Source organism: Paraburkholderia sp. GV068 (genome assembly GCF_003058125.1).
Taxonomy (GTDB): domain Bacteria; phylum Pseudomonadota; class Gammaproteobacteria; order Burkholderiales; family Burkholderiaceae; genus Paraburkholderia; species Paraburkholderia graminis.
In genome coordinates this window covers 380796-402672 of record NZ_QBUB01000002.1, presented here as the reverse complement: position 1 = coordinate 402672, position 21877 = coordinate 380796, and the positions used below count along the sequence as shown (strand labels likewise).

General features: G+C 62.4%; 20 protein-coding genes. 9 read left to right on the top strand and 11 right to left on the bottom strand.

The genetic code is table 11. The features are described from left to right. Window positions 1-2 precede the first annotated feature (2 nt). The 3 genes from C8K18_RS06690 (at window position 3) to C8K18_RS06680 (ending at window position 2804) form a co-directional block, all read left to right on the top strand. Window positions 3-776, top strand: coding sequence for an SDR family oxidoreductase (locus C8K18_RS06690; RefSeq protein ID WP_107707019.1), 774 nt, complete (start codon window positions 3-5; stop codon window positions 774-776). Between the two features lie 27 nt (window positions 777-803). Next, window positions 804-1880 (top strand): ABC transporter ATP-binding protein, encoded by a 1077-nt coding sequence (locus tag C8K18_RS06685; protein WP_107707018.1) that lies wholly within the window; start codon window positions 804-806, stop codon window positions 1878-1880. Between the two features lie 63 nt (window positions 1881-1943). Further along, window positions 1944-2804 carry a MurR/RpiR family transcriptional regulator gene (locus C8K18_RS06680; protein WP_006047261.1) on the top strand — a complete coding sequence of 287 codons (861 nt, stop codon included), beginning with the start codon at window positions 1944-1946 and terminating at the stop codon, window positions 2802-2804. On the opposite strand, the gene C8K18_RS06675 is transcribed toward C8K18_RS06680, so the two are convergent. The 3 genes from C8K18_RS06675 to C8K18_RS06665 form a co-directional block, all read right to left on the bottom strand. Beyond that, the gene (locus C8K18_RS06675) at window positions 2801-4339 is read right to left on the bottom strand and encodes a Fic family protein (RefSeq protein ID WP_165919800.1); all 1539 of its coding nucleotides are present in this window, start codon (window positions 4337-4339) and stop codon (window positions 2801-2803) included. The two genes, C8K18_RS06680 and C8K18_RS06675, sit on opposite strands and share 4 nt — an antisense overlap. 243 nt (window positions 4340-4582) lie before the next feature. After that, window positions 4583-5446: an IclR family transcriptional regulator gene (locus tag C8K18_RS06670; protein WP_375135806.1), complete on the bottom strand. Its 864-nt coding sequence runs from the start codon at window positions 5444-5446 to the stop codon at window positions 4583-4585. Beyond that, complete coding sequence (locus C8K18_RS06665; protein ID WP_053859861.1) at window positions 5446-6300, bottom strand: IclR family transcriptional regulator; 855 nt, start codon at window positions 6298-6300, stop codon at window positions 5446-5448. The genes C8K18_RS06670 and C8K18_RS06665 overlap by 1 nt, the downstream gene beginning before the upstream one ends. 277 nt (window positions 6301-6577) lie before the next feature. On the opposite strand from C8K18_RS06665, the gene C8K18_RS06660 reads away from it, so the two are divergent. The 5 genes from C8K18_RS06660 to C8K18_RS06640 all read left to right on the top strand — a co-directional run bounded on the left by C8K18_RS06660 (window position 6578) and on the right by C8K18_RS06640 (window position 11810). Further along, complete coding sequence (locus C8K18_RS06660; protein WP_006047257.1) at window positions 6578-7537, top strand: MBL fold metallo-hydrolase; 960 nt, start codon at window positions 6578-6580, stop codon at window positions 7535-7537. A 65-nt stretch (window positions 7538-7602) separates the two neighbouring features. Then, a complete protein-coding gene (locus C8K18_RS06655) occupies window positions 7603-9312 on the top strand; it encodes an FAD-dependent oxidoreductase (RefSeq protein ID WP_107707016.1) in 1710 nt (569 codons plus the stop codon). Between the two features lie 48 nt (window positions 9313-9360). Continuing rightward, window positions 9361-9597, top strand: coding sequence for a DUF2783 domain-containing protein (locus C8K18_RS06650; RefSeq protein WP_107707015.1), 237 nt, complete (start codon window positions 9361-9363; stop codon window positions 9595-9597). A 101-nt stretch (window positions 9598-9698) separates the two neighbouring features. Continuing rightward, window positions 9699-11039, top strand: a complete 1341-nt coding sequence (locus C8K18_RS06645) for an MFS transporter (protein WP_107707014.1) — start codon at window positions 9699-9701, stop codon at window positions 11037-11039. Window positions 11040-11108: 69 nt separating this feature from the next. Continuing rightward, the gene (locus C8K18_RS06640; protein WP_107707013.1) at window positions 11109-11810 is read left to right on the top strand and encodes a 4'-phosphopantetheinyl transferase superfamily protein; all 702 of its coding nucleotides are present in this window, start codon (window positions 11109-11111) and stop codon (window positions 11808-11810) included. Between the two features lie 124 nt (window positions 11811-11934). On the opposite strand, the gene C8K18_RS06635 is transcribed toward C8K18_RS06640, so the two are convergent. From C8K18_RS06635 to C8K18_RS06600, 7 genes are all read right to left on the bottom strand, one after another. Next, window positions 11935-12408: an Lrp/AsnC family transcriptional regulator gene (locus C8K18_RS06635; RefSeq protein ID WP_029967054.1), complete on the bottom strand. Its 474-nt coding sequence runs from the start codon at window positions 12406-12408 to the stop codon at window positions 11935-11937. Window positions 12409-12939: 531 nt separating this feature from the next. Continuing rightward, window positions 12940-13740, bottom strand: a complete 801-nt coding sequence (locus C8K18_RS06630) for an SDR family oxidoreductase (RefSeq protein ID WP_107707012.1) — start codon at window positions 13738-13740, stop codon at window positions 12940-12942. A 141-nt stretch (window positions 13741-13881) separates the two neighbouring features. Further along, window positions 13882-14037, bottom strand: coding sequence for a DUF3309 family protein (locus C8K18_RS06625; RefSeq protein ID WP_006047249.1), 156 nt, complete (start codon window positions 14035-14037; stop codon window positions 13882-13884). Between the two features lie 143 nt (window positions 14038-14180). Further along, entirely contained in the window at window positions 14181-15410 is a 1230-nt protein-coding gene (locus C8K18_RS06620) for a YbfB/YjiJ family MFS transporter (RefSeq protein WP_107707011.1), read from the bottom strand. A 76-nt stretch (window positions 15411-15486) separates the two neighbouring features. Further along, window positions 15487-16113, bottom strand: coding sequence for a TetR/AcrR family transcriptional regulator (locus tag C8K18_RS06615; RefSeq protein WP_107707010.1), 627 nt, complete (start codon window positions 16111-16113; stop codon window positions 15487-15489). A gap of 177 nt (window positions 16114-16290) precedes the next feature. Next, a complete protein-coding gene (locus C8K18_RS06610; protein WP_107707009.1) occupies window positions 16291-16497 on the bottom strand; it encodes a hypothetical protein in 207 nt (68 codons plus the stop codon). A gap of 343 nt (window positions 16498-16840) precedes the next feature. Beyond that, on the bottom strand, window positions 16841-17059 hold the full coding sequence (locus tag C8K18_RS06600) for a hypothetical protein (protein ID WP_006047245.1): 219 nt from the start codon (window positions 17057-17059) through the stop codon (window positions 16841-16843). A gap of 482 nt (window positions 17060-17541) precedes the next feature. Here C8K18_RS06600 and C8K18_RS06595 point away from each other — a divergent pair, with 482 nt between their 5' ends. Then, window positions 17542-19725, top strand: coding sequence for a serine/threonine protein kinase (locus C8K18_RS06595; protein WP_107707008.1), 2184 nt, complete (start codon window positions 17542-17544; stop codon window positions 19723-19725). Window positions 19726-19792: 67 nt separating this feature from the next. Here the strand turns inward: C8K18_RS06595 and C8K18_RS06590 are convergent, their stop codons facing one another. Further along, window positions 19793-21787: an SUMF1/EgtB/PvdO family nonheme iron enzyme gene (locus C8K18_RS06590; protein ID WP_107707007.1), complete on the bottom strand. Its 1995-nt coding sequence runs from the start codon at window positions 21785-21787 to the stop codon at window positions 19793-19795. Window positions 21788-21877 lie beyond the last annotated feature (90 nt).

Below are 21877 nucleotides of genomic sequence, written 5' to 3'. Positions count from 1 at the left end.
AAATGAATCGAGTCGTATTAGTGACGGGCGCTTGCGGCGGCATCGGCAGCGTGTTGTGCAAGCGTTTCGTCGAAGAAGGCGATACGGTGCTGGCGCTCGACATCGACGGGGCCGCGCTCGATCGCCTGGCGAAGCAACTCGGTGAAACGCAGGTCACGCCGCTTGCCGTCGATCTCGGCGACGCCGCCGCGGTGCAACAAGCCGTCGCCGCGGCGGTGGCGAAGCGCGGACCCGTGGACGTGCTGGTCGCCAACGCGGGCGCAGCCGAGGGCCTCACGCTCGCCACCACCGACGCCGCAAGCTGGCAGCGCGACATTCATCTGAACCTGAACGGCACATACAACACGGTCGAAGCCGTGCGCGCGTCGATGATCGAGCGCGAGCAGGGCGCGTTGGTGTTGATCGGCTCGGTGAATGGCATGGCCGCGCTCGGGCATCCCGCGTATAGCGCGGCCAAAGCGGGCTTGATCAGTTACACGAAGGCGCTCGCGCTCGAATTGGGCCGCTATGGCATTCGCGCGAACATCGTATGTCCGGGCACGGTGAAGACGCCGGCATGGCAGGCGCGCGTCGACAAGAACCCGCAAGTCTTCGAAGATTTGAAAAAGTGGTATCCGTTGCGCGATTTCGCCACGCCTGACGACATCGCCGATGCCGTGCTGTTTCTCGCGTCGCCTATGGCGCGCGTGATTACCGGCGTCGCGCTGCCCGTCGACGGTGGCTTGATGGCAGGCAACCGGCTGATGGCGCAAGAACTGACGCTCGAATCGCTTTGAGCGAAACCTGCAGACGACGAGGACAGCATGGCAGCAGTGCAACTGAGCGGCATCTTCAAACGCTACGGCGACACGCAGGTGGTGCACGGCATCGACCTTCATATCGACGACGGCGAGTTTGTCGTGCTCGTCGGCCCGTCGGGCTGCGGCAAGAGCACGTTGATGCGGATGGTGGCCGGGCTCGAGGAAATCAGCGGCGGCGATCTGATGATCGGCGGAACGCGTGCGAACCATCTCGCGCCGCAGCAGCGCAATATCTCGATGGTGTTTCAAAGCTACGCGCTGTATCCGCATCTTTCGGTCTATGAAAATATCGCGTTCGGTCCGCGCATTCGTAAAGAGTCGCCGGCGAATTTCAAGCCGCGCATCGAGGCCGCGGCGAAGATGCTCAATCTCGGCGGCTACCTCGACCGCTTGCCGCGCGCGTTATCGGGCGGTCAACGTCAGCGCGTCGCGATGGGCCGCGCGGTGGTGCGCGAGCCGTCGCTGTTTCTGTTCGACGAGCCGCTGTCCAATCTCGATGCGAAGCTGCGCGTCCAAATGCGCACGGAGATCAAGGCACTGCATCAGCGCCTGAAAAATACGGTGATTTACGTCACGCACGATCAGATCGAAGCCATGACGATGGCCGACCGCATCGTCGTGATGAACGCGGGGCGGATCGAACAGATCGGGCGTCCGCTCGAACTGTATGACCGTCCCGTGAATCTTTTCGTCGCGAGCTTTCTTGGCTCGCCGTCGATGAATTTCGCCGAAGGCATCGTAGTGAATCACTCGCAGGGACTTGCGCTAAGACTCGCGGACGGTGGCGAGATCGTGCTCGAAGGCGCGCCGCTGTCGGCGAACGTGGGCGCGAGAGTCACGTTGGGCGTGCGGCCCGAACACATCGAGACGATCACGCAGACGCCCGACGCAATCATGGAAGTCGAGGTGGTCGAACCGACTGGCGCCGAGACGCATTTGTACGGGAAAATAGGCGGCAACACGTGGTGCGTGACGACGCGTCAACGCTCGAAGGTTGAGCCCGGCGAGCGCGTCGCGTTGCGCTTGCCGGCTGCTCATATTCATCTGTTCGATACGGAGAGTGGACGCAGACTGGTCTGAACCGCGTGTTGCCGATTGAAGCTGCGAGCGACGCGGATTCATTTAACCCTTAAGGAACACCGGGTGTCCGCACCGAACTTGATTCCCCATATCCGCAGCGCACTCGCCAGTTTGCGGCCCGCAGAACGCAAGGTCGCGGACATGGTGCTGAACGACGTGGACTTCGCGATGCGCGCGAGCATCACCGAACTCGCGCAGCGCGCCGATGTCTCCGAGCCTTCGGTCACGCGTTTTTGCCGCGCGATCGGCGCGCATGGTCTGCGCGACTTCAAGATGCAACTGGCGCAGAGCGTGGCGGGCGGAATGCCGTATTCGTCGGCGGCCATTGCGCGCAGCGACGACGTGCAGACGCTGATGGACAAGGTAGGCGAAGCCGCCGTCGACGGCATCACGCACGCGCGCGGCGCGCTCGATCCGGCGGTGGTCGAAAGCGCGATTGCAGCGCTGTCCAGCGCGCGGCGCGTGTTCTTTTTCGGCGTCGGCTCAGGGTCCGGCCTCGTCGCGCAAGATGCGGCGTTGCGCTTCCTGCGGCTCGATATCGCGTCCACTGCGTTTACCGACGCGCATTTGCAGCGCCTCTACGCCGGGATGATGGAGCCAGGCGACGTCGCCTTTGCCATCTCGCATTCGGGCCGCAGCGTCGAGGTGAACGAGAGCATTCAGATTGCCAAGGAACGCGGCGCGACGACGATCGCCCTGACCAATGTCGGCTCGCGGCTTGCATGGCTCGTGGATATTGCGCTGCTGCTGCGCGTGCCGAGTCCCATCGATCCGAATACGCCTGGCGTATCGCGCCTCGTGCATCTTTGCATCATGGACGCGCTCGCGATCGGCGTCGCACTCAAAGCGGGTCCGAAGACGCTGGAGAAAATGCGGCATGCGAAGGCGAGGTTGTCGTCGCATGAACCGCAAACGGGCGATTAGGGAATGTTCTCTTCGGCGAAAGCTTCGGTGATCGCATTGACGATTTGCGCGGCCAGATTCGGCCGCTCATCGAGAAGCGGATAGCGTTTGCGCAAGCTGTTGGAAATGCTGTTGCCGTTTTGCCGGACGCTGCGAATGATGCTGTCGAGATCGTTGTCCGGCGCTTCCAGGAAGTTCTTGATCGCGCGCCGCGCCGTGTCGTTCGCATGCAGAAAGCGCGCTTCGTTGCGCATCTCGTGGCGCAGCGTCACGTCGATGACATTCGCGAGATAGCTGACGTGCGCGGTGAGATCGGGATAGCGCCACGCGGGCAGCGCGTCGTCGTAGGCGCGAAAGTGCAGGTTGAACTCGACGCCGTCGTCGGCCGTTTCCGTTTTCCCGAACGTGTACTGATCCGCGTAGTGCTTCATCAGCGGGCGCGAAAACCGTTCAAGCACCTTGTCGTAAGCGGCGCGATCGCGCGTGCTTTGTGTGATCGTCGCGGACACAGGCAGGATGATCGGCGCGGGCACGGCTCCATCGCGGCGCAATACGTCGTTGATCAGAAAGCGCGAGATGCGGCCGTTGCCGTCGACCATCGGATGCACATAGACAAAGCCGAACGATGCCGCCGCCGCGCGAACAATCGGCGCAGCGATTTGCGTGCGTTGAAGGAACTGGCTCAAGCCCGCGAGCATTGCTTCGACCTGCTGCCAATGCGGAGCAATGTAATCGACCACCGGCTCATAGCGCGCGACGTGTCCCACATAGACCGGCGAGCGGCGAATGCCATAGCGCAACGCCGACTCCCCGAGGATGCCGCGTTGCAGGGCAACGAGCGTCTCGGCATCGAACGGATTGGCATGCCGGCCGCACTCGCTTTCCATGACCGCGGCAAAGCGGCGGATGCGCTCCTCCTTGTCCTGTTCGTGCTCGATGAGAAAACTCGCGCGGCTCTCCTTCACCGTCAGCCAGACGGCACTGCGCATGATGAGGTCCACGCCGTAATCGGCTTCGAGTTCGGCCAGTGGCGACGCAAGGTCGTACGTTTCTGCGCGCCGCACCGACTCCGCGCGCCGGATCACCGGGCAGAAGTCGCGATTGCCCGGCAGATTGTCCCGCACGCGCCAGCGCGAGTTGTTGACGGTCGTGCCCACGACGAACTCGTCGGGGTTCAGCGCATCGACGTAATTGCCTCGCGACGCGCCTTGCGCATCAAGACGCTCGGGGCGCAGCCATTCGTAAAAAAAGCACGCGCGGCGCGCATACGCGCCGGTCGGTTCTCTCGCGATCCACGCTTCCAGTTCCCCGCGAACGGACTTCAGCGCAAACAGCCGCGCGAGGAATTCCAGATGGATGCCTTCGTGGCGGAAGGCGAATGTCAGATGATCGGTCAGGCTCGAAACAGGGCGATAGGCGGCGGGATAGACCTCGCGGCTGATGTCGCCGTCAGTGGCGCTCGAGCGCGTCCGGCCGATTTCGCTCTGAACGGCGAACGGGTGGACCGGTACGACGCCGTACGTGTTGGCCAACCATTGATATCCGATGTGCGGCATGGGGTCGATCCGGGTGCGCTTGAGAGGCGGGAAGCAGGTCGTCTGCATCAGTTTCGATTATTCCACGTTCAAAACGATTACAAACAGGGCTTTTTCCAAAAAAACGCTTATCCGGACCCCGGCCGTCCGCATCGTTTCGATTATTTCTCTGCCGAAACGATTACAAACCGCCGTTCTTCAAAAAAACGATTACCGGACCGAGGCCGCCGACGACGCGGCCGACGCCGCGCAGGAACCCTTGATTCAGCCCATCCAGCCAAACCGCCGCGACAACCGCAGCGTCGCTGCACGCAGCGTCTGCGCCGGGCCGGCCGCCGCGGCGCTGTCGAAGCTGCCGCTCGGTCCCATCAGCGCGAGCGCGAGGCAAATGCTGCCCGTGTGGTCGAACACCGGCGCCGCGAGCGTGTCGATGCCCGGCACGGGCCGGCTCAGCGCGGTATCGATTCCGTCGGCCCGAATCTGCGCGAGACGCTGCGCATAGGTTGCGTTCAGCGTGGGCGGCGCGCTTTTGCCGGCGAAAACATCGGCCTCGTTCGCTCCTGCGAGCCGCAAGTGATCCTGCGCGAGCAGCCCGGCACGCACGTCGTCGGCGACATGGGCGGCGAAAACGCGCCCGATCGCCGTATTCACCAGCGACATCACCGTGCCCACCCGCAAGCTCACATGCAAGGGCCGCGGCGATTCCTCCAGCCGCACGACCGTCGGTCCAAGCGGACCGAGCACCGCCATGGCGACGCTCATTCCCGTCGATGCCGCCAGTTCGACCACTTCGGGCTCGGCCTCGCGCGTCGGCGAAAGACGCTGCAGGCCTATCAAGCCAAGCTCCAGCGCAAGCGGCCCGGCTTCGAAACAGCCGGACGCGCCGCGGCTCAGCAAGCCGGTCTTGAGCAGGCTCACCAGATGCGGAAACGCTTTCGCCGGCGGCATGCCGGCTGCGGCGGCGAGGTCGCGCAGGGTCAACGGACGCGCCGCCGCGACGAGCGCGGCCAGCAGTTCGCCGGTGCTGTCGAGCGACTGGATGCCGCGCTGCGGCTTTGTATCCGTGGAAACAGCCGTGGAAGCAGGCGCGGAAAGCGGCGTGGAAGAAGCGTTGTCGGTACGAGCGATCACGATGCGGACGATGCAAGCAGTGAGGGTTGGGCGGCAAGCTCGGCGCCGATCTCGCGAGCCGCGCCGAGCAACGCGCGGGCGATGCGGCCATCGGCGGCCACGTCGATCGAGCCGGTCGAGCCGATCACCGTCAATGCCAGCGCGAGGCGCCCGTCCGGATCGAACACGGGCGCGCTCAGGCTGCTGATGCCAGGACTCGGCGCATCGACACTGCTTTCGAGGCCGCGCGCGCGAATCTTCTCGAGCGACGTCTGGAACGCGGCGTCGCGCGGCGCGGCCGTCGCGCTTTGGTCGGCGCCCGACTGATTCGCCCACATCGCGTCGAGCGTTTCGCGCGGCAGGTACGCACAGAACACGCGTCCCGTCGACGTCGCCGGCAGCGACATGACCGTGCCGACATGCAGATTCACGTGCAGCGGAAAACCCCCATGTTCATAGCGAACGATGGTCGGCCCCTGCGGCCCGGCGATACAGATCGCGACGCTAAAGCCGATTGCTTCGGCGAGCGCCGCCACCCGCGGCACGGCGGCGCGAAACGCCGGCTGATTTTCCAGATGCAACAGACCCAGCCGCAGCGACAACGGCCCCGGTTCATAACGGCCCGACAGCTCGTCGCGCTTGACGAGACCAAGCCGGCTTAGGCTCACGAGATAAGCATGGGCCTGTCCGGGCGCCAGGTCGGCGGCGATGGCGAGGTCCGATAGCGCGAGCGGCATGCGCGCCTGCGCGAGCGCGAGCAGCAGCCGGCCGCCGACTTCCACGCTCTGAATGCCGCGCTGCGTCTTGCCGCCTTCCGCTATTTCAGTACCGCTCGCGCCTTTGCCGGGGGCCGCTTTCGCTGCTTTGCTCACGCCTGCGCTCGTCCGTAAAAAGGGTCCATGTTAACCGAACCGCGACTGCGAACTGTCACCGTCCACCCTTCAATGTTAGGCGTTTGGTGATTTGCGTATAGCGATACATTTCGCTATTGACAAATAAACAGGCGCGGCCATAAGATGCAATCACCCCGACACACCGGCGCAGTCACAGAGTCAAAAACGGGGCGAGACAACCTTCAATACCGCCAGCCCGCGCCGCAGCGCGCAGCCGGCCGTCTCGCCTCACATCCAACTTTTGAGGGAGACGAGCATGGCAAAGGCATTTGCATCGCAGGCCGATCTGGAAGTCAAAAAAGTCACGTGGACGAAGTTGTCCGAGAACGCCTACGCCTACACGGCCGAAGGCGATCCGAACTCGGGCGTGATCATCGGCGACGACGGCGTGCTGATCGTCGACACGACCGCCACGCCGGCCATGGCGCAAGACCTCATCGCGAAGATTCGCAGCGTCACCGACAAGCCGATCAAATACGTCGTGCTCTCGCACTATCACGCGGTGCGCGTGCTCGGCGCGTCGGCGTATTTCGAGGAAGGCGCGCAGGAAATCATCGCGAGCCGCGGCACGTACGAGATGATCGTCGAGCGCGGCGAAGCGGACATGAAGTCGGAGATCGAACGCTTTCCGCGTCTTTTTGCCGGCGTTGAAACGGTGCCGGGCCTCACGTGGCCGACGCTCGTCTTCGAAAAGGAAATGACGCTGTTCCTCGGCAAGCTCGAAGTGCGCATCGCGCATCTCGGCGCGGGTCATACGAAGGGCGATACGGTCGTGTGGCTGCCGTCGCAAAAGGTGCTGTTTTCCGGCGATCTCGTCGAATACGACGCGGCGTGCTATTGCGGCGACGCGCAACTCGAGCAATGGCCGGCGACACTCGAAGCACTGCGCGCGCTCAATGCCGAGAAGCTCGTGCCGGGCCGCGGCCCCGCGCTGACCACGCCGGAAGACGTCAACAAAGGTCTCGATTACACGAAGGATTTCGTGACGACGTTGCTGCAGCAAGGCCGTGAAGCGGTCGAGCAGAAGCTCGATCTGAAGGCCGCGATGGCGCACACGCGCAAGGCGATGGACCCGAAGTTCGGCCACGTGTTCATCTACGAACATTGCTTGCCGTTCGACGTTTCGCGCGCTTTCGACGAAGCAAGCGGCATCACGCATCCGCGCATCTGGACCGCGCAGCGCGACAAGGAAATGTGGGACGCGCTGCAAGCCTGACGGCATCGCATACAAAAGAACAGGCAAGCGCAGCAGAGCAAAGCGGAGCAGGACGGAGACACAACATGAGCATCAACTACCAGACGCTGTCGTTCGAATATCAGCCGTGCCGCGAACAGGACGCGCGAAACGGCGCGGAGCAGACGGTCTATCCGGTGATCGTGGTCGGCGCGGGGCCGGTGGGTCTTGCCACCGCAATCGACATCGCGCAGCAGGGCGTGCCCGTCGTACTCGTGGACGACGACTGCTCGTTGTCCACGGGTTCGCGCGCGATCTGCTTCTCGAAGCGCTCACTCGATATTTTCGATCGCCTCGGATGCGGGCAGCGAATGGTGGACAAGGGCATTAGCTGGAATGTCGGCAAGGTGTTCCTCAAGGATGAGCTCGTCTACTCGTTCAATTTGCAGCCCGAAGCAGGTCATCATCGTCCGGCGTTTATCAATTTGCAGCAGTACTACGTCGAAGGCTTTCTGCTCGAACGCGCGCAGCAAATGCCGAACATCGAGATTCGCTGGAAAAGCAAGGTGGTCGCTATCGAGCAGTGCGGAACGCCAGGCGCGCGCGACGCGTCGGTGACGCTGACGGTGGAAACGCCCGACGGGCAATATGCGTTGCGTGGCCGGTATGTGGTCGCCGCCGACGGTTCGCGCAGTCCGATCCGCAATCTGATGGGACTCGATAGTAAAGGCGTGACGTTCAAGGACCGCTTCCTGATCGCCGACGTGAAGATGGAAGCGGACTTTCCGACCGAGCGCTGGTTCTGGTTCGATCCGCCATTCCATCCGAATCAATCGGTGTTGCTGCATCGTCAGCCGGATAACGTGTGGCGAATCGACTTTCAGCTTGGATGGGACGCCGACCCGGTGCTTGAGAAAACGCCCGAGCGCGTGATTCCGCGTGTGCGTGCCTTGCTCGGACCGGATGCAAAGTTCGAACTGGAATGGGTCAGCGTCTACACGTTTTCGTGTTTGCGCATGGAACGCTTCCGGCACGGCAACGTGCTGTTCGCGGGCGATTCCGCGCATGGCGTATCGCCATTCGGCGCACGCGGTGCGAATAGCGGCGTGCAGGATGCGGAGAACCTCGCATGGAAACTGGCAATGGTATTGGAGGGCAACGCATCGGATGCGTTGCTCGACACCTATGCCAGCGAGCGCGAATTTGCCGCCGACGAAAACATCCGCAACTCCACGCGTTCTACTGACTTCATCACGCCGAAGAGCCCGGTTAGCCGCGTGTTTCGCGATGCCGTGCTGAAGCTCGCGCGTCACCATCCGTTTGCGCGGCAACTGACGAATAGCGGTCGGCTTTCGGTGCCGGCGGTGTTGAGCGATTCGCCGCTGAATACGCCGGATAGCGACAGCTTCGAGGGCCTCATGGTGCCGGGCGCCTCGTGTGTCGATGCACCCGTGCACGCGGCCGGCGAATCGACGTGGCTGCTTCAGCATCTCGGTCAGCAATTCACAGGCGTGCTTTTTTGCGGCGATGAAGGCATCGACGCCGCAACCGAAACTGCGCTGAAAACGCTTCGTACAAGCACTATTCCGTTGAAGCTCGTGGTGATTGCGCGCAGCGAAACGCCGCCGGCAGCAATAGCAGATGCGACGATTCTGCGCGACGCCGAGGGCCTCGCGAGTGCGCGCTATGACGCGCAACCCGGCACGTTCTATCTGATCCGGCCGGATCAACATGTGTGCGCGCGCTGGCGGCAACTCGAACCGCTTGCTGTCGAGCATGCGTTAAAGCGCGCGTTGTGCGTGCAAGGCACAGCCTGAAAGAACGCCCCGCGTTCGCAGCAAAAAAATAGAATCCGGAGACACATCATGGCACTGATCACGCAACCGAACCTCGCGCGTCCCGATGACTTTTACGAGGCGTTGATCGACATGCATCGCGGCCTCGACGATGCGCGCAGTCAGTCGGCGAATGCGCAACTCATTCTGCTGCTCGCGAACCATATCGGCGATCACGCGACGCTGCTCGAAGCAATCCGGCACGCGCGCGAAGGCGCGGCGGACGTATCGCCGGAAGGCGGCGAAGTTCATCCGCTCGCGGCCTGATCAGAGCACGCGCACTTCAGCGACAACCACAACGCGGCGCATCAAGACGCCGGACCCGCGGGTCCGTTGGACCCATCACGCCTCATGTCTGGAGATAACCGATGAGTCAGTCCCTCTCGCCAGCGCTCGAGCCTGGTTCAAGCGCCGCTGCGCACGACGATCTGCTATACCGCAAGGTATCGCTGCGCATCATTCCATTTTTGTTTCTTTGCTACGTCGTGTCGTTTCTGGACCGCATCAACATCGGCTTCGCGCAGTTGCAGATGAAGCACGACCTCGGGTTCAGCGACGCAATGTACGGACTCGGCGCCGCTGTGTTTTACATCGGCTATGTACTGTGCGAAGTGCCAAGCAACCTGCTGCTTGCGAAGTTCGGCGCGCGCCGCACGTTCACGCGAATCATGTTGCTGTGGGGCGTGGCGTCGGTCGGCATGATGATGGTGTCGACGCCCGCGCATTTCTATGTGCTTCGCTTCATGCTCGGCGTGTTCGAGGCGGGCTTCTTTCCGGGCATCGTGCTGTATCTGACGTACTGGTATCCGGCGCGGCGGCGTGCGGCGGTGCTGTCGATATTTTTCGCCGGCGTGGCGGTCGCGGGCGTGCTCGGCGGGCTCGTGTCGGGCTGGATCATGCGCGATATGGGCGGCGTGCTCGGCCTGTTCGGCTGGCAGTGGATGTTCATCATCGAAGGGGCGCCCGCGCTTATCCTCGGTCTCATCGCCGCGGTTTATCTCGTCGACGGTCCGCAGCACGCGCAATGGCTCACCGCTGATGAGAAAGCGCAATTGATCGCGCAACGCGACGAGGACCGCGCGGCTTTATCGCAGCCGTCGCACGCATCGCATTCATCGCGCTCGTTCACGCAGGCGCTGCGTAATCCGCGCGTCTATCTGTTCGCGTTCATCTATTTCTCGCTGACGTGCGCGTCGTTGACGCTCAATTTCTGGATGCCGTTGATGATCCGCGACTTCGGCATTCGCGATGTTCTTGCGATCAGTCTGTACAGTGTCGTTCCAAATGCAGTCGGCGCGGTCGGGCTGATTCTGATTGCTCGCCATTCCGATCGGCGCGGAGAACGGCGCCGGCATTTCGCGGTATGCACGATCGGCGGCGGCATCGCGCTTTCGCTTTTGACCCTGCATTTAAGCAGTTTTCCTGCGATGCTCGCGATTCTCTCGCTTGCCGCCGTGCTGATTTTCGCCGCGTTGCCAATCTTCTGGACGGTGCCGGCGAGCTATCTGTCGGGCACCGCGGCGGCGGGCGGCATTGCGCTGATCAGCAGCATCGGCATTACGAGCGGCATTGTGAGCCCGTGGGTGATCGGGCAGATCAAGACGCATACCGGCAGCATGGACAACGCGCTTTATCTGCTGACCGTGTTGCTGTTCACAAGCGGGATTGCATTGCTGCTCGGCGTGCCGAAGGAAACCAGGCGGGTTTAACGGCGCGGTGCTTTATAAAAGGACCATCGTGTAGAGTCGCGGTAATTCCATTGCGCCTCGACTCTTGCGATGTCCGCCATTATCGCCCCCGTTCCGCTGCAGCATGAAGGCCCGCATGACCTGTCGTTGTGGCGTGTCGATCTGTCATTCGACACGTCGCTCGACGCCGCGGTGTTCGCATCGCTTTCCGACGACGAGCGCGCGCGAGCACGCAGCTTCCGCCGCGCCGAAGGCGCGCTGCGCTTCGCCACAACGCGCGCTGCGTTGCGCGAGTTGCTTGCGCAACATATCGGCGAAGATGCGCGCGCTCTGCGCTTTACGGTCGATGCAAACGGGCGACCGCGTCTCGCAGATTCGACGGCATTCGACTTCAACGTGTCGCACGCGGGCGCATGTGGCTTGATCGCGATGTCGTCGGCGCGGCGCGTGGGTGTCGATATAGAGCAGTGCAGCGATACGTTCGATTGGCGCTCCATCGTCACGTTGACGCTTGATCCGCACGAGGCGGCGTGGATCGAGCGCCTTGATCGTTCCGCGCAAATGGCCGCGTTCTACGATGCATGGACCGCCAAGGAAGCGCTCGTCAAAACGACAGGTGCGGGCATCGCGCGCGGGTTGCAGCATTTGAGCGTGCTGCCGCGCGAGGGCCAGCGCGTGACGCTGCGCGGCCCGATTCCCGATGATATGCGTGCGATCGCCGCGCAATGGATAGCCGCGCCGCGCGGCTACGCGGCATGCGTCGCGTGGTCGTCGACGCCGCTTGCTTCGTAGCAAACCCACTGTTGAGACCGTTTTGCGGCGCCTGTTATTGCGCCCATGACGCAACTAACGGTCAGCCCCGCCCGGCGCCTCCAGACAACCGCGCAAAGCGCTCGCAACGACTCCTCAGCGCGCATTAAACCTGCACAGACGGAATGCTCTTCATGCAGCGCAGCGCGAACATCGAGCGGCTATGACGAATGCCCGCGATCTTGTAGAGCTTCTCGCGCAGGAAGCGCTCATAACCCGCCGTGCCGTCCACAGCCACCTTGACCAGATAGTCGTAATCGCCGGAGACGAGATACGCCTCGAGTACTTCGGTGAGTGTCGCGAGTTCGGCGCCGAAACGCGCGAGCGCATCGTCGTCATGTCGATCGAGCGTGACTTCGAGCAGAACAATATCCGCCAAGCCGAGCTTCTGCTGATCGAGCAGCGCGACGTAGCCGCGAATGTAGCCTTCGGTTTCGAGTTGGCGTGTGCGGTTCCAGCATGCCGTGGTCGACATGCCGACGAGTTCGGCCAGTTCCGCATTGCTCACGCGTGCGTTCTTTTGCAACGCGCGGAGGATTCTGCGGTCCTGATTGTCCAGCTCGCGGGTCCGGCTGTTCATGGGCTGACTCGGAAGATTGTTCGTTCAGACGTGATTCTATCGGAAGAACGTTCCGTTAGTCGCCGCGTGGCACACCGCTTTAGGAAGCCTATCCAGCGAGCGTCCCGGTATATTTTGAGGGTGCATTCGCGCCCGGGAGAACCGTCCGGATCGCCGATCTTATGGCGTCCACGCGCGGCCACAAGCCGCTATCGGTATGACGCTGCTTTTACCGAAGCAGCCTGAGCGGAAACCGCGGCGCTACCCCGTCGCAGCGAACGCTCGCTCGGGCCCGAACGCATGTATGGCATTACGTGAAAGAGACGCGCGGCCACAGAAGGGCCGCGCCGTGGAGCGTGTTTCGAATGATCAATGGAAGATGAGGTACAGAATGACCAGCACGATCACCGGAACACCGAGAAGCCAGCCGAGTAGGTAAGGCATGATGTATCTCCTTTCGTATCGAGTTGGAATACGGAGAGCATTCAGCATGGCCCGTGCCTGAGGTGTCCGCGGATTCGTGTGATCAGCGCGTGAACGCTGCACCACCGTCTAGCCGTTGTCGATGAACCCAGGATAGAGCGTCATTCCGCCGTCGACAAATAAGGTTGTGCCTACAACGTAGTCGCTTTCATCCGATGCGAGCCACACGGCCGCCTTGCCGATGTCTTCGACTTCACCCACGCGGCCATAAGGAATCAATTGCAGTAGCTTTTGCTCTGCCGTGTGAGTCTCCCACGCGTCGCGATTGATCTTCGTGCGAATCGCGCCGGGCGCAATCGAGTTGACGCGAATGCGCTCGGGCGCGACTTCCTGTGCGAGCGATTTCATGAACATCTGAATCCCGCCTTTCGACGCGGCGTAGTTCACATGCCCGGCCCACGGAATGACTTCGTGCACCGAACTCATGCAAATGATCTTGCCGAGTGCTTTGGATGCGGATGTCGGCCCGCGTCGCCGGAACTCTTTGACAGCGGCTTGCGCAGTGAGAAACTGTCCCGTCAAATTGGTGCCCAGCACTGTTTGCCATTCTTCCATCGACATATCGGCAATAGCGCTGTCCCTCTGCAAACCCGAATTCGCGACGACGATATCCAGTGTGCCGAAGCGCGCGCGGCACGCGTCAAACATGACTTCGACATCGGCCGGATTCGATACGTCGGCTTTAACTGCGAACGCGGTGCCACCCGACTGGTTGATCTCGTCAGCGAGCTTCTGCGCCGATTCCGCATGCGAGTGATAGTTCAGCGCGACGGACGCGCCCGCATCCGCAAGCGCTCGCGCAACGCCATAGCCAATGCCGGAGCTCGCGCCCGTGACCAACGCAAACTGATTGGCGAGTAACTTTTCCATCGCAATTCCTCGGCGCTGAAAAGCGCATTCGTCTAGCTTCAGATGTAGCGAGGCCGCCGGATCTGCGAGCAGTTCACTGCATCGCAATCCGGCGGCCGGGCCTGCGTTTGACTTACTGATGTGAACGTGTCACCGCAATCGCTATATCACGCCGGCGACAAGCAGCACGATCACGACGATCAACACGACGCCAAGACCACCCGTTGGCCCATAGCCCCACGAACGGCTATGCGGCCAGGTCGGCAACGCGCCAAGGAGAAGAAGAATCAGCACAACCAGAAGAATAGTTCCCAACATGTATGACCTCCGCTTGGTTGATGAAGCTCTCCTGTCCGCGGCTTTGCGCACTTACATAGTGAGCGCGCAAAGAGAAGACGGACCGGACAGCATCGTGACCTTGAGAGAGCAAGGCATGTGCCCAACGCGGAACATACACGGTGTCACGCCGCTAAAGAACCCGCGGTTCTGATCCGCGAAACAATCAGATCAGCGATGAACGCGACGCCAAGCGCCGCGGCGCCACACATGAAGATCAGCGCGTAGTTGTTATGCGAGTGCGAGAACAGATACGAGTAGCCATACCCGCCGAGCGCCTGGAAGAGAGCGAACGCTGTCGTCGCGCGGCTCCATGAGGCACGCTGTTCCGTGTGATCGTGCGGCACGAGTTCATGAATGCGACCGAGCGCGAGCGGCACGATGCCGGGCGTGAAGACTCCGAGAATAACGGTCGACAGTGCCAGCACCCACGCATTGCCGGAAAGCGCGATCATCGCGACGGCCACTGCCTGCAGCAACAAAGCCACGCGATAAGCCTTGCCGTAACCGATACGATGCGCAACGTTGCCCGCGATCAGCGGCCCCGCGATGGCGGCGAGCCCGTACAACACCCAATAGTTCGCGCCGATTGCCGCGCCTCGGCCCAGACCGCGCGCCACGTAATCGACGAGAAGGATCATCGCCGGCACGAGTCCGAGTGCGTTCGCGGCGTATTGCGCGTACAGCACGCGAAGCGCGAGCGTGCTGGTCTGCGCGCCATGATGATGAGCGGGCGCCGCGGCGGCAGCAGGCGGATTCGTCGACGGCCAGCCGAACCAGCTCACTACTGTCAATACGAGTGCAACAGCGCCGAGGCCGAGCCATGTGGTTTGCAGGCCGAAGTGCAACAGCTCGGGAATCAGCGTACCGGACGCAGCAATGCCGAGCCCGAGTCCGAGAAAGATCATGCCGCTGACAAAGCCACGGCGCGCTGCGGGAATATGCGGAAGAATCGAGGTCGCCACCAGCACCATGATGGCTCCGCCCGAGATGCCCGACAGCAAACGCCACACGAAGAACCAGCTTATCGACAGCGGATACGCACACGCGAAGAACGCCGCGGTCACGACAGCCATCAACATGCGCAACGCGGTCCGGTTCGATAACGCGGACGCAAGCGGACGGCCGATCAGCGCGCCGATCAGATAGCCCGCGAAATTCGCGGCGCCCAATGTGACTGCTTGCGACGACGTGAACCAGTGCGCCTGGATCAGAGACGGAATGAGCGGCGTGTACGCAAAGCGCGCGAGGCCGATGGCAACGAGACTGCCGGAAAGCCCGGCGAAGGTGGCAAAGAGCGCGCGGGCGTCGAGCGATGTCGAGCTCGACGAGGACAAGGAGGGCGCTGTGGACATGACGGTTCCTTTACCGGCCAACGTGCATGACGCCGCGCCGGATGTCGGTGAAAGTGCGAAGGGATCGCTCGTTAGGTTAGGCGCGTGTCTTTGACGCGCCGTGTTTGGCCGGCAGCGCCGGCAAGCCGAGCAGCTTCAGCGCGCCGGCAACCGCGCTCGTCAGCACGGCACGCTGCGGATCGACGCGTGCCAGCACACGCATGCCTAGCACGGTGGCGAGTAGATGAGTGGCGGTTTCGTCGGCGGAAACGGTTTTGGCAATCGCGCCGCTCTTTTGCGCCGCGGCCAGGCAGCGATAAAAGAACTCGCGGATCTCGGCGATTTCGGTTGCGACGAGCTGACGAAATGCTTCGTCCTCCGATGAAATTTCGAGCGCCGAATTAACCAGCATGCAGCCGCGCTTGTGCGGATCGGACACCGACCGCTCGATGGTTTCTTCGAAGAAACCGGTAATGGCATCGGCAGGCGGCATGGTGCTCTCGAAGCGCTTGATGCGCTCGCGCAGCGAATGATCCAGGTAGTGCTCCAGCGCGCGCAGATACAGCCCGCGTTTGTCGCCAAAGGCGTTGTAAAGGCTCGGCTGCGTGAGACCCGTGCATTTGACGAGATCGCGCGTGGACGTCGCCTCGTAGCCTTTCAGCCAGAACGTTGCGCTTGCTGCTTCGAGCACCTCTTGCTCGTCGAATCCGCGGGGTCGCGCCATGATGAGTGTCCTTTACCGCCTGCGTCGGTGGTTTTGTATCAATCGATATAGAACCGCATTATATATCGATCGACACAGAATGCAAGGGACGATGTGCGGCGGCGCGCATGGACGCCGCCGCGTCACGAGCGCAATGACGTGGCGCGGCGGTTTCCAATTGAGGACATCTCGAGCGTCCTACAGATAAGTGCCTTTGATGCGGCCTTCGAAGATGGCGGTGTTGATCGAGAAGTCGTCGACATGGCCGAGCGCGCCACCGTCGACGGTGACGACGACGGAACGGCCGCCGCGCACCAGCTTCGACTGCTCGGCGCTGAGCGTGACTTCTTCGTGGGCGGCCTCGGCGCCGCGAGGCAGGTCCTTGATGATGACGGTGGATTTCATGGCGATACTCCTTGAGGTGAATGGGCGAGCACGGCGGAGTGCCCGCTCATGTTTCTGCAAGGGATATGCCAATTTGCACGCGATAAAGAGCCGATCCGCAACGCGTCCGCCGATGCCAGGCCAGGCAAGGATGTGCATTGCGCGGCCTTTAATCGCAAAGCGCGACGATGCAAAACCAGCGGCCAGATGTATGGACACAGCAGACAGAACGCACCCGAACTGTTGGGCCGCGTGTACGCGGAACACCGCGCGACACGCACGCGTCCCGAAACGCGTCGCGGCAACAACAAAAGCGGCACGCGTCGATGACGCGTGCCGCTGTACTGCCTTGATAAACGCGAATCTAGCTGCGCCGTGTATTGCGCGTCGCCGCCACTTTCACGATGGTTTGATGCGCCGCGGGAAAGCCGGGCGGATATTCGACGACGCGAGTCGCGGTCGGCACGAGCGGCGCGGCGCTCGAGAGCCGCGCCCCAATGCGTGCGCCGCCGACAATGGCGGCCATCGCCTCACGGTCGAGTTCGACGTTGTCTGCGAGATCGTTGATGAGAAGCTTGGCCATGATGTGTTCGCCGCGAAAGTCGAGCGATTGGCCGGTGCGATGATCCGGCGTGCGCTCGCGGGTGTCGTCAGATGTGCTGAGGTCTCGTCGCACTATGAGTATAGGAAATCTGTTTTTAATCTGCCTGCCCGATTCAAGGATGCACGGCCTGTGCCAGATTTATTCAAGGTTCCTAATAAAAGTTATGGTGCCTTTATGGATAAGGCTTGCAGCGCTAAGCCGCGCGTCTTTTCCTATCCGTCGAAGCTGCGACGAGCAAGGCGAGTGGTGGCATTCACCCGACAACGCGCCGCATTATGTTGGACGACGCGCGACAAGCGCGAGCCGCGCATCGCGCGGGGCAATCCTGGTTTGCGAAAGAACAGGCCGGGAGCTAGTATCGAAGCGGCACATGTAACTGGTTACGACAGCTTTCCTAACGGCCGGCAGAGCCTTGGTCGAACGCGATCGGGGCTCACGGCAACGGCGGCAATTCGCACAACATGGCTAGCCTTGCGCGTGTGATTCACGACTTCCAGAACGGCGAGCTGTCACGTGACGAGTTCGTCGCTCAACTCGACAGCACGTTGGTGACCGAAGGCCTCGGTCCGACGCAGCTGCTGGAGACGCTTGGCGCCGCGCATCGTAAAGCGCCGCTGCCGGAGGACCTTTATATCGAAGTGCGGCGGCGCATCGAGCAACTGCGCGTATCGAACGTGGCGGCCGGCGGCGAGGAAACCGGCATACAGACTACGGTGGAGATGCCCTCAGTGGTGCCGGCTGGCGCGGGGCGCACGGGCGCGTCCGCGAGTAGCGCGAACGTGCCCAACGGCGCAGGCTTTGACCAGATCAAAGGTATCGGCGATACGCTGAATAACCGCTTCGTTCTCGAAGAGTGCCTCGGCGTCGGCGGAATGGGGACGGTTTATAAGGCGCTCGATCTGCGCAAGCTCGAGGCGTCCGACAGAAAACCGTACCTCGCGGTCAAGGTCCTCAACGTTCAGTTCCGCGGCAATCCGAATTCGCTCGTCGCGTTGCAGCGCGAGGCGCGCAAGGCGCAGGTGCTCGCGCATCGCAACATCATCACGGTGTACGACTTCGATCGCGACGGCCCCATCGTTTATCTGACGATGGAGTACCTGTCGGGCAAGCCGCTCAGCCAGTTGCTGCGCACGCCGGGCTATCAGGGCATGCCGGTTCGCGCCGCGCTGCCGATCGTGCGCGGCATGTGCAGCGCGCTCGCGTATGCACACGAACGCGGCTTCGTGCATTGCGATTTCAAACCCGCCAATGTTTTTCTCACGACGAATGCCGAAGTGAAGGTCATCGACTTCGGCATTGCGCGCGTGTTTCAGCGACCGGAAGAAGAAAGCGATGCAACCGTGTTCGATCCAGGCAGCCTCGGCGCGTTGACGCCTGCGTATGCGAGCCCGGAGATGATCGAGCATCGCGAGCCCGATCCGCGTGACGATATTTATGCGCTCGGCTGTATCACGTATGAATTGCTGACGGGGCATCATCCGTTCGACCGCTTGTCCGCGACGCAGGCGCGCAATGCCGAATTCAAGCTGCAGCGTCCGCCGAATCTCGATGCGACGCAATGGCGCGCATTGCGGGCCGCGCTTTCCTTCGACCGCGCGACGCGCATGCCGAGCGTCACGCGCTTCATCGCCGAGTTCGACAACGAGGCGCGCGCGGAAAAGTCGGGGACATTGGCGAAGGCGGGACTCGCCGGCTTTGCGGTGATTTGCGCGGCGGCGGTCGCCGTCTATGCGTGGCGCTCCGCGCCGAACCGTCATAGCGAAACGCAACTGGGTACGGGCACGTCGCAGGGGCGGGTGGAGGAAGCGGCGTCGTCGGCGACGCAAGCGAGCGAGGCAGCGGCGACAGCGGCGACCAGCACCGCAAGTGCAGCGACAACGAATCCGACCACAGCAACGTCGTCATCCGCGACCGCTTCAGCGGCAGTAGTAGCCCCCACACCGCCCGCTGCACCCAAACCCAAGCCCGCACTGACACTCGCAGCGGTTGCTCCGACGCTCGCGCAAGTGCCGTGCTCGGCGTTATCCGCGTCGACGCAGGACCACACGTTGACGGTGCGCGGCTATCTTTCGCAACGCTATGGCGTCGCGCGACTAAAAGACGGCCTCACGGCGCTACCCGGCGTGGACACGCTAAAGCTCGACGTCGATCCGGTCGCGGACGACAAATGCGACACCGTCAAGGCGCTTGCGCCCTACTGGACGCAGAACTGGCAAGCGGGGCACGTCGCGGGCTTGCAGGTGCGGCCGCCGAGCGGCCAATTGAACGAGGGCGATCCACTGGTTGTCGACGTGAGCACGCCCGGCTACGACTCGTATGTGAATCTGGACTACTACCAGCTCGACGGCAATGTCGTTCATATGGTGCCGAGTCCGCGCGCGAAGGACAACCAGGCGCCGCCGCACTATTCGGCGACGGTCGGCAGCGGCGGCGACTGGGTCATTTCAAAGCCGTTCGGTTCGGAGATGGTCGTGTTGCTGATCACGCCCGCGCCGCTCTTCGACAAGCCGCGCCCGGAAGCCGAATCGCGCTCGGACTATCTGCGCGCACTGGACACACGGCTCGCGCAAATAGCGACGAAATACGGCCGCGAGCGGATCGTGGCGGACTTCGCGCCGATCACCACGAAGCCGCATACGCCATGATGTTTTCGTCGAGCGAGCCGAGTGCTGCGGAGCTTGATGCAATGAGTTTAATTGCCGGCGCGGCGGATCACTTCAGATCTTTGACTACGCGGAAACCATCCTGCGATTGACGCACGCCCGCGCTGTATTTGAAGCGCGTCGCGCTCAGCATGTAGCCGCCGCCTTCACGCCACGAGCCGCCGCGAATCACGCGCATGTCGCAACCGGGGTTTTCCCACGCGCGGCCGTCGACGGGCGCTGACTGATACGAGTTGTGCCAGCAGTCGGCGGTCCATTCCCATACGCTTCCGTTCATGTCGTAGAGGCCGTACGGATTCGGCGCAAAAGAACCTGCCGCTTCGGGGCCTTCCTTGTGCCACGGCTCGCCGCAATCCTTGCAATTGGCGTTGCCCTTGCGCATCTGATCGCCCCACCAGTACGCGCTCGTCGTGCCGCCGCGCACCGCGTATTCCCACTCGGCTTCCGTGGGCAGACGGTACGGTTTGCCCGTCGTTCGCGTGAGCCACTTCACGTACTGCTGCGCGTCGTCCCAACTCACGTCGCGCGCGGGAGCTGACTTATTGGCATTCGTTTCCGGCGAGAGTTTCGGGCATGCATTCGCCGCGACGCAGGCATTCCACTGCTCGACTGTCACTTCGTATTTGCCGATAGCGAACGGCGTACCAATCGTCACGTGATGAACCGGCTTCTCGGACGGATCGTCGCTGTTGCTGCCCATCGAGAACGAGCCTGCGGGCAACGCGATCATGATCGGACACGTGGCACAGTCGCGGCTTTCGCCTGCTACTGGCGCACGCGTTGCAGGCTTTTGCGCGGTGGCTGCAGCGGGCGGTGCTGGCGGTGGAGTGGTGCTCGCGGCTGGCGGTGCGGAAGCGGCACGCGGGCGCTCTTGCGCGGCCGATGCAGTGGGCGCAGCAGGTGTCGCCGGCCGCGCTGTCGGCGGCGGCGCAACTGACGGCGCAACCTGCTGTGTCGACGCGTTCGGCGCAGGCGCATTCGCCGACGCCGCCCGCAACCGATCGATTCGCGCATGCGCGAGCGTGGCGAAGCGCCCATTCGGATAGGCCTTCAAATACGCTTCGTAATCCGCGGGGTAATTGCTGTCCTTGATCGAATTCCAGAAGGTGATTTCGTATTGCTCGGTGCTGTCTTTCGGCAGAATGCCTCGGCTGTGCAGTGTGACGACATGCTCGTTACTGGCGATGAGCCGCGTATCCCTAACCTTTACGTTGCTTGTCGTTAAGGTGGAATCGGGCAACGACGACTCAACCCACGGTTGCTGTTCCCCTCCGGTTGCGTGTTTGACTTGCGCAGCGACGCTCGCTAGCAGGCTCATTAGCGGCTGCGTGGGCTTCTCGTCGAGTGCACGCAATAACGCTTGCGTATAGATGCCGTGGCTGGAGCCGTCGGCCGCAAAGCCGCCTTGCGCCGTTGCATAGGCAACGACCGTGTTCGGCGGCAGTGCTGGCGCCGCCTGCGCGACATCGCGCGTGAATGGATTGTCGAGACAGGTGTCGAGAATCGCAATGTTCAATGGTGCATTGCGCGACGTGTGCATTGCCTGCAACACGTCACTCAGGTCGATGCCCTCGCGAATTGGCGAGGCCGGCGAGCGCACGTCGAGACCGGCAGGAATCAATAGCGTTTGTCCGCCGAGCCGCATGCCATGACCGGCGAAATAGAACAGACCGACATCGCCCGCACGCAGACGCTCGCGGAATTCGCCAATCGCTCGCCGCATTTGCAGCGGCGTTGCATTGGCAAGCACGACGACGTCGAAGCCGAGCGCGCGCAATTGCTTGCCCAGCGCTTGAGCATCACGCGGCGCGTTTCGCTCGATGACTTTCGACGCATCGGGACCATAGGCGCCATTGCCGATAACGAGCGCGATGCGTGAAGCGCCAACATGGTCGTGCTGCGGAGCGAACGGCGCGATCCCGCTATTAGCCGGTGCGGCCAGATTAGTCGCGCTTGTACTCTCACGCGGCGTTGCGGCAAATGCACCGCCGCAATTCACCAGAATGGCCCCGGCCATCCACATCAGCAGGAATATTCGCCACATCTTCGCATCCTGTTTGTTCCGGACAGAACATAGGTATTCGCGCACCGCACTGCCGCTGGAATACGTTGCGATTCGCCGATACGGCCGCCC

What these genes read in the sequence shown, in the direction of transcription:
- C8K18_RS06685 (WP_107707018.1), top strand. Translation starts at nt 804, where the DNA reads ATGGCAGCAGTGCAACTGAGCGGCATCTTCAAACGCTACGGCGACACG.
- C8K18_RS06630 (WP_107707012.1), bottom strand. Translation starts at nt 13,740, where the DNA reads ATGGAAAAGTTACTCGCCAATCAGTTTGCGTTGGTCACGGGCGCGAGC.
- C8K18_RS06655 (WP_107707016.1), top strand. Translation starts at nt 7,603, where the DNA reads ATGAGCATCAACTACCAGACGCTGTCGTTCGAATATCAGCCGTGCCGC.
- C8K18_RS06610 (WP_107707009.1), bottom strand. Translation starts at nt 16,497, where the DNA reads ATGAAATCCACCGTCATCATCAAGGACCTGCCTCGCGGCGCCGAGGCC.
- C8K18_RS06600 (WP_006047245.1), bottom strand. Translation starts at nt 17,059, where the DNA reads ATGGCCAAGCTTCTCATCAACGATCTCGCAGACAACGTCGAACTCGAC.
- C8K18_RS06640 (WP_107707013.1), top strand. Translation starts at nt 11,109, where the DNA reads ATGTCCGCCATTATCGCCCCCGTTCCGCTGCAGCATGAAGGCCCGCAT.
- C8K18_RS06615 (WP_107707010.1), bottom strand. Translation starts at nt 16,113, where the DNA reads ATGGCGCGACCCCGCGGATTCGACGAGCAAGAGGTGCTCGAAGCAGCA.
- C8K18_RS06660 (WP_006047257.1), top strand. Translation starts at nt 6,578, where the DNA reads ATGGCAAAGGCATTTGCATCGCAGGCCGATCTGGAAGTCAAAAAAGTC.
- C8K18_RS06650 (WP_107707015.1), top strand. Translation starts at nt 9,361, where the DNA reads ATGGCACTGATCACGCAACCGAACCTCGCGCGTCCCGATGACTTTTAC.
- C8K18_RS06690 (WP_107707019.1), top strand. Translation starts at nt 3, where the DNA reads ATGAATCGAGTCGTATTAGTGACGGGCGCTTGCGGCGGCATCGGCAGC.
- C8K18_RS06645 (WP_107707014.1), top strand. Translation starts at nt 9,699, where the DNA reads ATGAGTCAGTCCCTCTCGCCAGCGCTCGAGCCTGGTTCAAGCGCCGCT.
- C8K18_RS06590 (WP_107707007.1), bottom strand. Translation starts at nt 21,787, where the DNA reads ATGTGGCGAATATTCCTGCTGATGTGGATGGCCGGGGCCATTCTGGTG.
- C8K18_RS06675 (WP_165919800.1), bottom strand. Translation starts at nt 4,339, where the DNA reads ATGCCGCACATCGGATATCAATGGTTGGCCAACACGTACGGCGTCGTA.
- C8K18_RS06620 (WP_107707011.1), bottom strand. Translation starts at nt 15,410, where the DNA reads ATGTCCACAGCGCCCTCCTTGTCCTCGTCGAGCTCGACATCGCTCGAC.
- C8K18_RS06625 (WP_006047249.1), bottom strand. Translation starts at nt 14,037, where the DNA reads ATGTTGGGAACTATTCTTCTGGTTGTGCTGATTCTTCTTCTCCTTGGC.
- C8K18_RS06635 (WP_029967054.1), bottom strand. Translation starts at nt 12,408, where the DNA reads ATGAACAGCCGGACCCGCGAGCTGGACAATCAGGACCGCAGAATCCTC.
- C8K18_RS06595 (WP_107707008.1), top strand. Translation starts at nt 17,542, where the DNA reads ATGGCTAGCCTTGCGCGTGTGATTCACGACTTCCAGAACGGCGAGCTG.